The sequence below is a fragment of the Bartonella fuyuanensis genome (genome assembly GCF_014197255.1).
GTDB lineage: Bacteria > Pseudomonadota > Alphaproteobacteria > Rhizobiales > Rhizobiaceae > Bartonella > Bartonella fuyuanensis.
Genome location: NZ_JACIFE010000026.1, coordinates 1 through 11,664, shown reverse-complemented (window position 1 = coordinate 11,664; position 11,664 = coordinate 1). Strand labels below are relative to the sequence as shown.

The 11,664-nt window shown below is 42.4% G+C and carries 16 protein-coding genes and 2 pseudogenes; 13 read left to right on the top strand and 5 right to left on the bottom strand.

The window, feature by feature from the left end:
* Positions 1-140: 140 nt before the first annotated feature.
* From GGR08_RS07075 to GGR08_RS08680, 3 genes and pseudogenes are all read right to left on the bottom strand, one after another.
* Positions 141-422: a type II toxin-antitoxin system YafQ family toxin gene (locus GGR08_RS07075; protein ID WP_183194640.1), complete on the bottom strand. Its 282-nt coding sequence runs from the start codon at positions 420-422 to the stop codon at positions 141-143.
* On the bottom strand, positions 409-672 hold the full coding sequence (locus GGR08_RS07070; protein WP_183194639.1) for a type II toxin-antitoxin system RelB/DinJ family antitoxin: 264 nt from the start codon (positions 670-672) through the stop codon (positions 409-411). The genes GGR08_RS07075 and GGR08_RS07070 overlap by 14 nt, the downstream gene beginning before the upstream one ends.
* Positions 673-804: 132 nt before the next feature.
* Positions 805-975: pseudogene (locus GGR08_RS08680) on the bottom strand (BrnA antitoxin family protein); the annotation flags it as partial.
* 112 nt (positions 976-1,087) lie between these two features.
* Between GGR08_RS08680 and GGR08_RS07065 the strand changes: the two are divergent.
* From GGR08_RS07065 to GGR08_RS07010, 12 genes are all read left to right on the top strand, one after another.
* Positions 1,088-1,657 carry a hypothetical protein gene (locus tag GGR08_RS07065; RefSeq protein ID WP_183194638.1) on the top strand — a complete coding sequence of 190 codons (570 nt, stop codon included), beginning with the start codon at positions 1,088-1,090 and terminating at the stop codon, positions 1,655-1,657.
* Positions 1,647-3,593 carry a phage terminase large subunit family protein gene (locus tag GGR08_RS07060; RefSeq protein WP_183194637.1) on the top strand — a complete coding sequence of 649 codons (1,947 nt, stop codon included), beginning with the start codon at positions 1,647-1,649 and terminating at the stop codon, positions 3,591-3,593. The genes GGR08_RS07065 and GGR08_RS07060 overlap by 11 nt, the downstream gene beginning before the upstream one ends.
* Before the next feature lie 3 nt (positions 3,594-3,596).
* The gene (locus GGR08_RS07055; RefSeq protein WP_183194636.1) at positions 3,597-3,845 is read left to right on the top strand and encodes a phage head-tail joining protein; all 249 of its coding nucleotides are present in this window, start codon (positions 3,597-3,599) and stop codon (positions 3,843-3,845) included.
* Positions 3,845-5,389: a phage portal protein gene (locus tag GGR08_RS07050; protein WP_183194635.1), complete on the top strand. Its 1,545-nt coding sequence runs from the start codon at positions 3,845-3,847 to the stop codon at positions 5,387-5,389. Before GGR08_RS07055 ends, GGR08_RS07050 begins: the two co-directional genes overlap by 1 nt.
* Positions 5,379-6,452 (top strand): S49 family peptidase, encoded by a 1,074-nt coding sequence (locus tag GGR08_RS07045; protein WP_183194634.1) that lies wholly within the window; start codon positions 5,379-5,381, stop codon positions 6,450-6,452. Before GGR08_RS07050 ends, GGR08_RS07045 begins: the two co-directional genes overlap by 11 nt.
* 110 nt (positions 6,453-6,562) lie before the next feature.
* Positions 6,563-6,715 carry a hypothetical protein gene (locus GGR08_RS08410; protein ID WP_246350187.1) on the top strand — a complete coding sequence of 51 codons (153 nt, stop codon included), beginning with the start codon at positions 6,563-6,565 and terminating at the stop codon, positions 6,713-6,715.
* Positions 6,712-7,080, top strand: coding sequence for a head decoration protein (locus tag GGR08_RS07035; protein WP_183194633.1), 369 nt, complete (start codon positions 6,712-6,714; stop codon positions 7,078-7,080). Before GGR08_RS08410 ends, GGR08_RS07035 begins: the two co-directional genes overlap by 4 nt.
* 12 nt (positions 7,081-7,092) lie before the next feature.
* Entirely contained in the window at positions 7,093-8,169 is a 1,077-nt protein-coding gene (locus GGR08_RS07030) for a major capsid protein (RefSeq protein WP_183194632.1), read from the top strand.
* Between the two features lies 1 nt (position 8,170).
* The gene (locus GGR08_RS07025) at positions 8,171-8,524 is read left to right on the top strand and encodes a head-tail joining protein (protein ID WP_183194631.1); all 354 of its coding nucleotides are present in this window, start codon (positions 8,171-8,173) and stop codon (positions 8,522-8,524) included.
* Between the two features lie 311 nt (positions 8,525-8,835).
* Positions 8,836-9,408, top strand: a complete 573-nt coding sequence (locus GGR08_RS07020; RefSeq protein WP_246350185.1) for an antA/AntB antirepressor family protein — start codon at positions 8,836-8,838, stop codon at positions 9,406-9,408.
* 251 nt (positions 9,409-9,659) lie between these two features.
* A complete protein-coding gene (locus GGR08_RS07015) occupies positions 9,660-10,415 on the top strand; it encodes an antA/AntB antirepressor family protein (RefSeq protein ID WP_183194630.1) in 756 nt (251 codons plus the stop codon).
* The gene (locus GGR08_RS07010) at positions 10,412-10,690 is read left to right on the top strand and encodes a hypothetical protein (RefSeq protein ID WP_183194629.1); all 279 of its coding nucleotides are present in this window, start codon (positions 10,412-10,414) and stop codon (positions 10,688-10,690) included. The genes GGR08_RS07015 and GGR08_RS07010 overlap by 4 nt, the downstream gene beginning before the upstream one ends.
* 53 nt (positions 10,691-10,743) lie before the next feature.
* Here the strand turns inward: GGR08_RS07010 and GGR08_RS07005 are convergent, their stop codons facing one another.
* Entirely contained in the window at positions 10,744-11,055 is a 312-nt protein-coding gene (locus GGR08_RS07005; RefSeq protein ID WP_183194628.1) for a helix-turn-helix domain-containing transcriptional regulator, read from the bottom strand.
* Between the two features lie 11 nt (positions 11,056-11,066).
* A complete protein-coding gene (locus GGR08_RS07000) occupies positions 11,067-11,390 on the bottom strand; it encodes a type II toxin-antitoxin system RelE/ParE family toxin (protein ID WP_012230755.1) in 324 nt (107 codons plus the stop codon).
* Positions 11,391-11,572: 182 nt separating this feature from the next.
* Here GGR08_RS07000 and GGR08_RS06995 point away from each other — a divergent pair.
* Positions 11,573-11,664, top strand: a pseudogene (locus GGR08_RS06995) (lysozyme); the annotation flags it as partial.

Below are 11,664 nucleotides of genomic sequence, written 5' to 3'. Positions count from 1 at the left end.
GGAGCCTCAGAATTACCGCATAGCATGGATTCTTTGTTACGCGCTTACGAACCAAATTTGGAGAGCCCCATTAAAAAGGTTGCTTAATTAAAAAATATGCCTCTTCCCGTTCTCAAAAATGGGGAGGGGGTTAATTGAAATTATAGATTAAGCTGTGAATGAGAACCAAGACGCACTAAAACTAGCCTATCTTGACCAATCAAGCGATAGATCAAAACCAAATCAGGTCGAATATGACAATCCCGATAATCTTTCCAATTTCCAGTTAATGCATGGTCATGATACCGAAGTTCTAAAGGTTGATCATTTGCTAATGCCACAATGACTTGATGCAAATCTGTACTTAAAAGATGCCGATATCGTCCTTTTATTTCACGCTTGAAATCACGTTTGAAAATAGTGGTACGTTCAATCGTCCGCATAGAGATCATCAAATAATTCGTCTACGGAATGAAACTTTTTTAAGTTGCCTTCATCAAGTTCGGCAAAAGCTGCTAGGGTTTCTGCATTGGGTTGAAACAAAAAAGAAGGAATAGCTTTATCTTGTGCAATACGTGTCATCAACACTCTCACGACATCACTTACTGACAAACCAGAGGCTTGAATAACTTGATTAGCGACATTTTGAATTTCTTCCGGTACACGCGCTTGAACCATGCGACTGGTAGCCATAATGATTTCTCCTCTCTCAACTCAACTGTATTTCAATGTAATACAATTGAAGCTTAATTTCAACTGTAAAGCATTATTTTTAAAGTGGAGAGATCGTTTGACTTAACAACCACTTGCTTTTTTAAGACTTCACCCACGTTTACGGCGCTCTTCTGTTACATACTTAAAAAAGAAGGCTGGTAAAACGTCTTTAGCTGGCTTTAAGCGTGCAAGTTCTTCATCTGTCAATGGTAGAGAATCCACTGCTTCCCAATCTTCTTTTGTGCAGACGCACCTTATCTCAAAGTTTTTTTTGAAAACCAATAATCCTTATGTGACTTGAAGTGTATCCGTTCGCATACCGGAATATATACCCGATTATACCGGATCGTCAATTATTCATAATTGGGGGAAAAAATCAGGGCAAGGAGCAACTATGAATAAGAAGAATCGTAAGGGTTTATCGGTTCGTGCGTTTGCGAAGAAGATGCGCGTTTCTCCTAACGCAGTGGTTTCTCGATTTAAGACAGGGAAATTTGATAAGGCTCTTTTTGAAGATGGTTCTGTTAATGAAGCGCTTGCAACAGCTATCTGGAATGAGAATCCAACAAAACGCCCAACTCCATTTTTAGCACCGGATGGTCAACCGCAAACAAAAATCAAACAAGCCTCTACAGATGGAGCCAATGAATACAAGATAAAACTGGAGCGAATGCAAGTTGCGCTAGCAAAAGAAAAGATTGCTCTGGAAAAGTTACGCGAAACCACTGTTGATCGTGAAGAAGTGAGAAAAGAAGCATGGAACTTTGGAAGAGCGCATCGAGATACAATGCTCAATTTTGCCTATCGCTTTGGTACTGAAATTGCGGCGCAAGTGGGATGTGATGCTGCGAGCCTTATTGGAGCTATCGATCATCATATGCGCAAAGCTTTAGTGGAAAATGTCGTCCCTGTTTCTTTTCACGATCCCAACATTTTAGAAGAGAATCCAGAACATGATAAGTGATGCTTCGCCCTCGTCCTCTGGTGCTGGGCTCTTTTTTTGCTATGCGAATGAAGGACGCCGTCCTGACCCGCCTTATACTGTTTCTCAGTGGGCTGATAAAAATCGTTATTTGAGCACAGTTACGAGTGCTGAGCCTGGATTATGGAGGACTATACGTACCCCCTATTTACGAGAGATCATGGATAATCCTTCTGTTTATGATCCAACTGAAACAACGGTTGTGATGAAGGGGGCTCAGATTGGAATGTCGGAAGCAGCATTGAACTTTTGTGGTTATGCCATTCATCATAGCCCAGGACCTTCCCTTTATGTGATGCCGACAGTTGAGACCGCTAAGAAACTGTCAAAGTCTCGTCTTGATCCGATGATTTCAGCTAGCCCCGCTTTAAGTGAACGCATTGCTCCTGCTCGTGCACGAGACAGTGGAAATACAATGTTCTCAAAGGAATTTTATGGGGGAACATTGATGATTACAGGAGCAAATAGTGCTGCTGGATTGCGTTCTTCTCCTGTTCGCTATTTGGTTTTGGATGAAGTCGATGCTTACCCATTGAATGTCGATAATGAAGGCGATCCTGTAACGATTGCTGAAAAACGAACCTCTGCTTTTATTCAACGTAAAATTTTTAAATTGTCCACACCGACCCACCGTGACACAAGCCGTATCGCCAAAGATTTCGTGCTAGGAGACCAGCGATATTACAATGTTCCTTGTGATGCGTGTGGTGTTCTACAGCCCATTGTTTGGTCACAAATCAAGTGGCAAAAAGGTGCCCCCGAAAAAGCTGTTTTTGTTTGTGCACATTGTGGTCATGAACATGCCGAACATCGTAAGTCCACCTTAATGGCAGAAGAAAACGGTGCTTGCTGGATCGCAACACAGGAATCAAGTAAGCCTCGTCTGCGTTCTTACCATATTTCAGCGCTTTATTCGCCATGGCTGACTTGGGGCGATTGTGCGCGCGAATTTTTAAGAGCCAAAGAAGACCCTGCTCTTTTGCAAGTTTTTATTAATACAGTTCTTGGAGAGCCATGGGAGGACAGAACAGGCGAAGTTATTGATCCAGACAGCCTCTATGCAAAACGCGAAGAATATCCCCTTGCACCAGAACAAGCCGTCGTGTTGACAGCAGGCATTGATGTGCAAAATGACCGTTTAGAGCTTGAAGTGGTGGGATGGGGGCGTAGTGAAGAAAGCTGGCATATTGATTATCAAGTGATCCTTGGTGACCCCTCTTCTTTTGAAGTGTGGGACCAATTGGATGAATATCTTGCAAAACGCTGGCCACATCCAGGCTATAAAGAGGGTATCAGAATAACAGCAGCTTGCATTGATACCGGTGGTGGGCACACACAGGCAGTTTATAATTATGTACGCCCGCGTGAGGGACGGCGCATTTGGGGGATTAAAGGACAGGCGGGATGGCGTGCGGTCTGGCCACGCCGACCAAGCAAAAACAATAAAGGACAGATTAATCTTTATATTGTTGGAGTTGATGCCGCAAAAGATATCATTACAGCACGGTTTAAAAAATCGGGTCCTGAAGCAACGGGGGCTGGTGCAACACACTTTCACAAAAGCCTTGATCGGGAATATTTTGACCAACTGACCGCTGAAAGAAAAGTCATCAAATATTTTAAAGGCTTCAAGCGTATTGAATGGCAAAAAAGTGAAAAGGCAAGAAACGAAGCCTTGGATTGTAGGGTCTATGCTTATGCTGCTTTGCAAGGTCTGATTTCGGCAGGAATAAACCTTAATCGAGAAGTTGATATCTTAGAAGAGCGTTTGGAAAAACTTAAAATTGAAGGTTCTGTAGAGCAACCAACATCTGGGATTTCTTCATTCACTTCTCCAAGAAGATCTCAGATAGCAAAACCTCAAAGGAAACAATCCAGAACAGTGATGAATCCTTATATGCGAGGGGATTGGAGGTAATTTGTGGATGAAACTTTAGGACAATTTAACAGCAAAATTAACAGACTGGAAAGTTTAAAAAGGCGGCGTGAACAAATTGAAGAGGCTCTTTATTCAGGGGCGCAATCAGTGCGTCACGGCGATAAGCAAGTCAGCAATCGTTCTGTTGAGGAACTCCGCAGAGCTCTTGAGATGCTGAACACACAAATAGCAGACCTTGAAGGACGCAAGCGTTCACGTGTTTTTTATTTGAATATCTCAAGAGGCTATTAATGGCTGGCTTTATCAATAAACTCACAGGCTTTTTTACAATTTCTCGTCAACACAATCCCCATTTTGAAGCTGCAAGCAAAAGCCGTCGTATGGGTGGATTTGATCCTGCAAAAAAACACATCAATAAAGCGATTGAAGAATGCGGTGATACCATTGTTGCCCGTTCCAGATGGCTTTATGACAATGAATCTCTTTATGGGTCTGCAACAGAAGAATGGGTCTCTGCGGCTGTTAGTGATGGGATTAAACCCTATCCTCGTATTGAAGGTTTTCAAGAAGAAAAGAAAAAGCTTTTAGACTTATGGTGGCAATGGGTTGATGAGGCGGACTATGATGAAGATGCCAACTTTTATGGTCTGCAAGCAACCATTGCACGAGAAGTCTTTCTAACTGGTGAATGCTTTGTAAGACTACATTATGTTGACCTCTACGGGCGCTCTGGTGTGCCGCTTCAATTACAAGTTTATCCCACCGAAATGTTAGACCTTACTTACAATGGACCGGCTGATATTGAAGGCAATTACATTCGTATGGGGATTGAATTTAATGCCAGTGGCAAGCGTGTTGCTTATCATTTCTGGGAACATCACCCCTATGATGATGTCCCTGCAAATATGGCATTTGAGAGCCAAGAGCGCGTGCGTGTCCCTGCTGAAATGGTCATTCATATCAAAGAGCGCCGTATTGCCGGACAATTGCGCGGTTCTCCAAAAATAACGCGCGCTATGACAAAGATCTTTCAACTCGAATCCTATGACGACGCAGAACTCGATAGAAAAAGGACGGCGGCTCTTTTCGCGGCGTTTGTCAAGGACAATTCACCAAACGTCGAAAAATTATCCGATAATCGTGATAAAAACAACGTTGAAGAAGAATACAAAGCACCTGTCATTGCGCCCGGTGCATCTCTTTATTTAGGAGAGAATAAAGAAGTTACATTTTCAAATCCTGTTGAGGTTGGTGGCTCTTATGAGGCTTTTCAATTTCGCAATATCTTGAAAATTTGTGCAGCACTTAATATGCCTTATGCCGTTGTGACTGGAGACGTTACGCGGGGGAATTTTTCTAATGTACGCACCTCCATCATTCAGTTTAGACGGCACGTCAAACAATGGCGTGAACATATTATTGCCTTTCAGTTTAACCGCATTGTTTGGGAGCGTTTTGTTGAAATGGCAGTGCTTTCTGGATGTGTCAATTTGCCAGGGTGGGAAGAAAATTCCTTGCCATGGCTTCAATGTGAAAGCTTTGCACCCCCGCTTGAAATGATTGATCCAAACAAGGATATCTCAGCGGAAAAAGAAGAAATCCGTGCAGGCTTGAAAACACGACGCATGGCACTTGCCGAGCGTGGCTTTGATATCGACAGCATTCATGCCGAACTTGAAGAAGAGCACACAGACGCTCGTGCGCGCGGCTTATCTTTTGACACGGATATGGCAGCGCCCTCTGGTAGCAATCAAGTGATTGATACCGCAGATTCAGACCCTTCTGAGACTTATGAAAGTAACCAAGGCAGTGAGGCACATAAAAATGGTGAATAATCTCGACATGCCGTTTTTGGCATCACGGCTTTTTGGGGTTCCTCATATGCTTGCCTCGACAAAGCTTGATATCATCCTTAATGCTCTTGCCCCACGCCTTTTTGCAGGCGAAAAGTTTCCCATTGAAGCTTATTCGCAAGAGAATACAGAAGCTTTAAGACCCCCTGAAACTTATGTAGTACAAAACAATGTTGCTATCCTACCAGTTCATGGCACGCTTGTGCGCCGTGGTGCATGGCTTGGAGCTTTATCGGGATTGACTTCTTATGAAGGGTTAAGAGCTTCTTTTCGTGAAGCCATTGCACAACATGATGTTCGCGCTGTTTTATTTGATATTGACAGCGGCGGTGGAGAAGCCGGCGGTGTGTTTGATTTGGTTGAAGAGTTTCAAACACTCTCAAAACAATACGACAAGCCCATTTGGGCACATGCCAATGAGTTTGCTTGCTCAGCGGCTTATGCCATTGCTTGTGCGGCTTCTCAAATATGGGTAGCTCGCACAGGGGTTGTGGGCTCGATTGGGGTTGTTTGTGCTCATCTTGACCAGTCCCGTGCAGATGAAAAACACGGGCATAAATGGACCTTTGTCTTTGAAGGTGATCACAAAACCCATGGCAATCCTCATGAACCCTTGAGCGATACAGCACAGATAAAAATGCAAGCCGATTGCGCCCTGCTCTACGAGATGTTTGTCGATTTGGTGGCGCAAAACAGACGCTTAAATGCTGCTGCAATTCGTGACACAAAAGCAGAAACTTTTATAGGCACCCAAGCGATCACGCTTGGATTAGCAGATGCGCAGGGCACCCTTGCGCAAGCTTTGGAAGCCTTAACGGATTCCATATCACAAAACCCAACATCAACAGAAAAAGAAGGACAAAACACATGGCACGCACACAATACCGCGCTGAAGAAGATGATGACGAAAAGATCGTCGACATCATCAATGACGAGGAAGAAGACGAAGACGATAGTGACATCGACAAAAACGCCGAAGACTTCGACGATGAAGAAGAAAACGAAGATGAAGATGAAGACAATGAGGACAAGCAGGAAAACATAAAAGCTGCTCTTGAAAAAGAAAGAAAGCGCGCAAAAGCACTAACAACCCTTGAAAGGCAAGCAAAGCACTTAGGCGTTTCTTTTGACGCAGCAAAAGCTATTCAAAACGGTATGAGTGTCGAGAAAGCACGCCAGTGTGTGTTGACGGCTGCTAGCTCTCAAAGCGCGTCTTTAAAAGTCTCGCCTTATACCCCTCATAGTGATGGGACGAGCAAGGCAAAGATTTATGCAAAATGGGAAGCAGCTTGGAGGGCAGTGAAATGACGAATATTATTTATGACGACGTACGCAATGGCGCTTATCTTGGACCCTACGATCCGGATATGTCAAATGAAGAAGTGGTTTTTGCATCAGGAGCATTCATTGAAGCTGGAACTGTCATGGGGAAAATTACAGCATCACAAAAATATACCCCTCTTAATCCAGCAGCATCAGATGGCAGTCAAATCCCTGCAGGGATTTCTTTTGCCACTGTTGACGCAACAGAAGCAGATCAACGTGCCGTGATGACAGCACGCTTATGCACTGTAAAAGCTTCTGAACTGCTATGGCCAGATGCCATTACAGATGAACAAAAAAGTGCTGCCATTCAGTCTCTTGAAGACCATAACAATATTTTATTGCGATAGGAGAATGCGCACATGGATATGAATTTTTTTAAACACGACGCTTTCTCAGCCACCACCATGATGAAAGCGATTGAAAACTATGAGTTTCAACCGGGGCTTATTAGTTCTCTTGATCTTTTTGAGGAAGTGGAAACAACCACCACAGTGGTTGGTATTGAAAGACGTGACAATACATTGTCCTTGATTCAAACCAGTGAACGTGGCGCCCCCTTGGCAGAAGGTAACAGAGAGAAGCGTAATCTTCGGTTTTTCAAAACAACACGGATTGCCAAAAGTGATACCGTGAAATCAGAGGAAATCCAGAACCGGCGTGAATTTGGGACAGAAGATCAACTCGAGACGGCAATGAAATATATTGCCAGAAAACAAAAGAAACTGATTTCTGAAATCGAATTGACATGGGAAAACATGCAACTTGGTGCTGTTCAAGGGGTGGTTCTTGATGCCGATGGCTCTGTCATTGTCGATTGGTACAAGGAATGGGAAATTGCACCACCAAAGCCGATTGATTTTAAACTAAATGTTGAAACAACTAATGTTGCAGACCATATTGATCAAGTCATTATGAAAATGATTGAAGCTTCAAAGGGAGCGTTTTCTGATCGTTCACGCATTATTGGGCTTTGTGGAAATGAATTTTTCTCCAAATTGAAAAACCATAAAACAATTCGTGAGACTTATCTCAACACAGCTCTTGCACAAACTTTAAATAGTGCTGGAGGTGTTGCAGCACCAAGTGCAATTGGCTCTGGAAGCTTCGGCAGTTTTGACTTTGCGGGTGTGACTTTTATTAATTACCGGAGTATTCACAACTATAATGTGAGTGCGAAGGCTGGAACAAAGCGCGCCATAGGCATTAAGCCTGATGAATGTCAATTCTTGCCCGCCAATGCACCAGGCGTGTTTCAAAAAACCTTTGCACCTGGTGAAAGCTTGGATTTTGCCAACACGGTTGGAAGACCTCTCTACACGATGCTTATCGTCGACCACGACCGTAATGCATGGGTAAAACCGGAGGTCTATAGCTATCCGCTTTACATTTGCACACGCCCTGAAATGCTGTTTAAAGCCGTGATTGGAGCGAAATAACATGCGATGGCACGGGCTGCTAAACCAAATGATTAAAGACGTGCGTAACACCTTTGGGCAGCCCGTCATCTACACCAGAAAAGACAATCAACAATCGTTTCGGATTACAGCGATTTACGGCATTAAGCATTCAGAATCGGACGCCGGTGGCAGAATCCCTACCACAATTGCAAGAAAGGAACTTGATCTTTGTATCAATGACATCGGGGGAATACCACCAAAACCTCAAGATAGTATTGTGGTCCTCTCTCTTGAAAACAACAAAGCCCCCTCTTCTCAAGCACACTTCACTGTTACAGATGTCCAAGCCTCTGAATCCGGTATGTATAAACTTATCTTGCGGGAGATAAAGTAAAAGCACGCTTATTTATTTTAAAAATATTACGTTCCCACTTGACATTGTGGCGACAATATGAATAATCGAATCAGGTGCCTAACGAACACCTTGACGATAAGCGGGTGGATTGCCGAAACAGTCTTTTTTCCGCAGATTAAAAGCTTTGACTCATTATATGCGTATAGCATATAAATGGTTTGTCGGGTGTAGTTATGCTATACAATACCCTTTGGGGGAAAGCATAACGACGGACTTATCGCCGTGTTTGTTAGCGCCCGGCACTCTTTTTTAGAGTGTCATTAACAAACATCTAACGATAAGGAGTTCACATGAACACACTTATAGAAATTAAAGAACGGATTATTGATCAGGAAACTGTTCAAACCGTTAATGCTCGTGATTTGCATGCATTTTTGGAAATAAAATCTGAATTTAGAAATTGGATTAAAAATCGCATTAAAGAATGTAAATTTCAGGAAAATATAAACTTTGTAACTGCGGTAAATTTTTACCGGGGTGGAAAAATAAAAGAATACCACATTACGTTAGACATGGCTAAACATCTTTCGATGATAGAGCGTAATGATAAAGGGCATGAAGCGCGTCAATACTTTATCAAATGCGAACAGCTTTTGAAACAAGTAGCAACCCCACAAGTTGACTACTCTAAACCCGAAGCATTACTTGGTGTCTTGAATCATCTACAAAGCCAAATCGAGCAAAAGGATAACACCATTGCTGAATTAGCACCAAAAGCAGAGGCTTTGGAAGGTCTAAAACGCTCTGATGGTCTGTTTGGTCTTATCGAAGCAGCAAAGATGTTAGAGGTACGACCAAAGGATTTAACTGATTACTTTTATAAAAACATTACATTATCACTTGACATTGTGACAGGAGTATGAATAACCGAATTAGGTGCTTGAAAAACACCTTGAATCCACAAGCGGATAGATTGCCGACACAGTCTCTTCTCCGCACATTAAAGACTTTGACTCATTGTATGCTGTAGCATATAAATGGTTTGTCGGGTGTAGCTATGCCATAAAATACCCTTAATGGGAAAAGCATAGCGACGGGCTTGTGGCCGTGTTTTTCAGCACCCGGCACTCTTTTCGAGTGTCAATGAAAAACATCTAACCCACAAGGAGTTCACATGAACACTCTTATTCCAATATTGGAACAAATAATTGATCAGGAAACTGTTCAAACGGTAAACGCTCGTGATTTGCATGCGTTTTTAGAAGTAGGTAAAGATTTCTCTACTTGGATTAAATATCGCATCAACAAATATAATTTATTAGAAAATCAGGATTATTTAGTTTTCACCAATTTTGGGGAAAACCTCCAAGGTGGTCGTCCCTCTAAAGATTATCATCTCACCTTAAGCGTAGCCAAAGAGCTCTCTATGCTCGAAAATAATAAGAAAGGTAGAGAAGCTCGTTTATACTTTATCGAATGTGAAAGACGGTTAAAACAAGTAGCAACACCACAGATAGCCGCTCCACAAGTTGACTATTCCAAACCCGAAGCATTACTTGGTGTCTTGAATCACTTACACAGTCAAATAGAACAGAAAGACCATGTTATTGCCGAATTGACTCCAAAAGCAGAGGCTTTAGAAGGTTTAAAGCGTTCTGATGGTCTGTTTGGTCTTATCGAAGCAGCAAAGATGTTAGAGATACGACCAAAGGACTTAACCGATTACTTGCGTAAACATGAATGGGTCTATCGACGTGCTCCAGGAGCGCCACTGTTACCTTATCAGGATAAGATCAAGAAAGGATTCATGGATTGCCCTGCTATTACCATTCAAAGACCGGATGGTACAGAAAAGGTGCTGCCTTCAACAAAAATCACATCTAGAGGATTAGCTTGTTTGAGAGAACAAATCCATGGAGGTGTACAATGAAAATAGATACCAACTTCTTATGTGACTTATGGATGGCATTATCTCGATTTTCTAGACATGAAAATATGAGCGATAAAGATTGTACTGCTCTGGTTGACACTATGAGTGTAATAGAAAAAGCTTTGATTTCAAAACTTCAGGATGAACTACCCAATATTACAAAGATTTTAGCAATTCTTACAGATTTTGGAGCCTCAGAATTACCGCATAGTATGGATTCTTTGTTGCGCGCTTATGAACCAAATTTCGATAACCCCATTAAAAAGGTTGCTTAAGTAAAAAATATGCCCCTTTCCCACTTCAAAGGTGGGGAGGTGGTTAATACAGATCAAATGTGTGGAACGGGTCGTTCAAGAGGTTGTACAGCTAAGCGAAGCCCCATGGTACGTAGTAAAGCATTTAGGCTACGGAACTCTGGATTACCTTTTTCTGAAAGTGTACGATAAAGTTGTGTAGGATTCAGTTTGGCTGCTTTAGCTACAGCTTGAACACCACCATAGGCTTTTGCCATTTGACGAAGTGTTACAAGCAGTTCCCCCTGGTCACCATCTGCTAGGATTGCATCAAGGGTCGCTGCTGCCAACTCAGGGTCATCATGGAATATTTCTGCCATTGCATCATCATGGCTACGATCTTTCATCTTTGCACTCCTTAATCTTCACGGTTTTGCCAATCGTACCAACAAGCACATGCACGAGTGATATCGGTGTCTTGTGTTTTTTTGGTACCACCGCATAATAACAATAATACAGTCTTTCCAGACTGAGCATAATAAATTCGGTAACCAGGACCAATATTCATACGCAGTTCATAGACACCATCACGAAGCGGCTTGAAATCGCCAAAATTTCCTTGCTCTAAACGATTAAGACGGCGAATAATTGCAGTTTTAGCCTGCACATCACGGAGCTTTCGCAGCCAATCAGCTATCAAGTCTTTGCCATCAGAAGTAAGGTAGTGACGTATTTCAAACATGATGTATATTCGTTTATAAACGAATATTTGTCAAGAAAGAAATTAAAAGTTGAGAAAAAATCTTCTTTTATTTCAATGAAAAAGTGACATGAAGCTTAACCAAGCTATCTTTCCGAATGAAAAAGATGTCAATTTTTTAATCCAGCTCTGCTTTTTGCGGAGCTTTTTTTATGGAGAAGCATATGCGAAAAATATCACAACAAGGGTTAGCACTGATTAAACAATGGGAAGGTTTACGTCTCAATGCCTACAAAGATGCCATTGGTGTGTGGAC

Coding starts and splice junctions, on each gene's coding strand:
- GGR08_RS07075 (WP_183194640.1), bottom strand. CDS start 422: ATGCGGACGATTGAACGTACCACTATTTTCAAACGTGATTTCAAGCGT.
- GGR08_RS07070 (WP_183194639.1), bottom strand. CDS start 672: ATGGCTACCAGTCGCATGGTTCAAGCGCGTGTACCGGAAGAAATTCAA.
- GGR08_RS07065 (WP_183194638.1), top strand. CDS start 1,088: ATGAATAAGAAGAATCGTAAGGGTTTATCGGTTCGTGCGTTTGCGAAG.
- GGR08_RS07060 (WP_183194637.1), top strand. CDS start 1,647: ATGATAAGTGATGCTTCGCCCTCGTCCTCTGGTGCTGGGCTCTTTTTT.
- GGR08_RS07050 (WP_183194635.1), top strand. CDS start 3,845: ATGGCTGGCTTTATCAATAAACTCACAGGCTTTTTTACAATTTCTCGT.
- GGR08_RS07045 (WP_183194634.1), top strand. CDS start 5,379: ATGGTGAATAATCTCGACATGCCGTTTTTGGCATCACGGCTTTTTGGG.
- GGR08_RS08410 (WP_246350187.1), top strand. CDS start 6,563: ATGAGTGTCGAGAAAGCACGCCAGTGTGTGTTGACGGCTGCTAGCTCT.
- GGR08_RS07035 (WP_183194633.1), top strand. CDS start 6,712: ATGACGAATATTATTTATGACGACGTACGCAATGGCGCTTATCTTGGA.
- GGR08_RS07030 (WP_183194632.1), top strand. CDS start 7,093: ATGGATATGAATTTTTTTAAACACGACGCTTTCTCAGCCACCACCATG.
- GGR08_RS07025 (WP_183194631.1), top strand. CDS start 8,171: ATGCGATGGCACGGGCTGCTAAACCAAATGATTAAAGACGTGCGTAAC.
- GGR08_RS07020 (WP_246350185.1), top strand. CDS start 8,836: ATGAACACACTTATAGAAATTAAAGAACGGATTATTGATCAGGAAACT.
- GGR08_RS07015 (WP_183194630.1), top strand. CDS start 9,660: ATGAACACTCTTATTCCAATATTGGAACAAATAATTGATCAGGAAACT.
- GGR08_RS07010 (WP_183194629.1), top strand. CDS start 10,412: ATGAAAATAGATACCAACTTCTTATGTGACTTATGGATGGCATTATCT.
- GGR08_RS07005 (WP_183194628.1), bottom strand. CDS start 11,055: ATGAAAGATCGTAGCCATGATGATGCAATGGCAGAAATATTCCATGAT.
- GGR08_RS07000 (WP_012230755.1), bottom strand. CDS start 11,390: ATGTTTGAAATACGTCACTACCTTACTTCTGATGGCAAAGACTTGATA.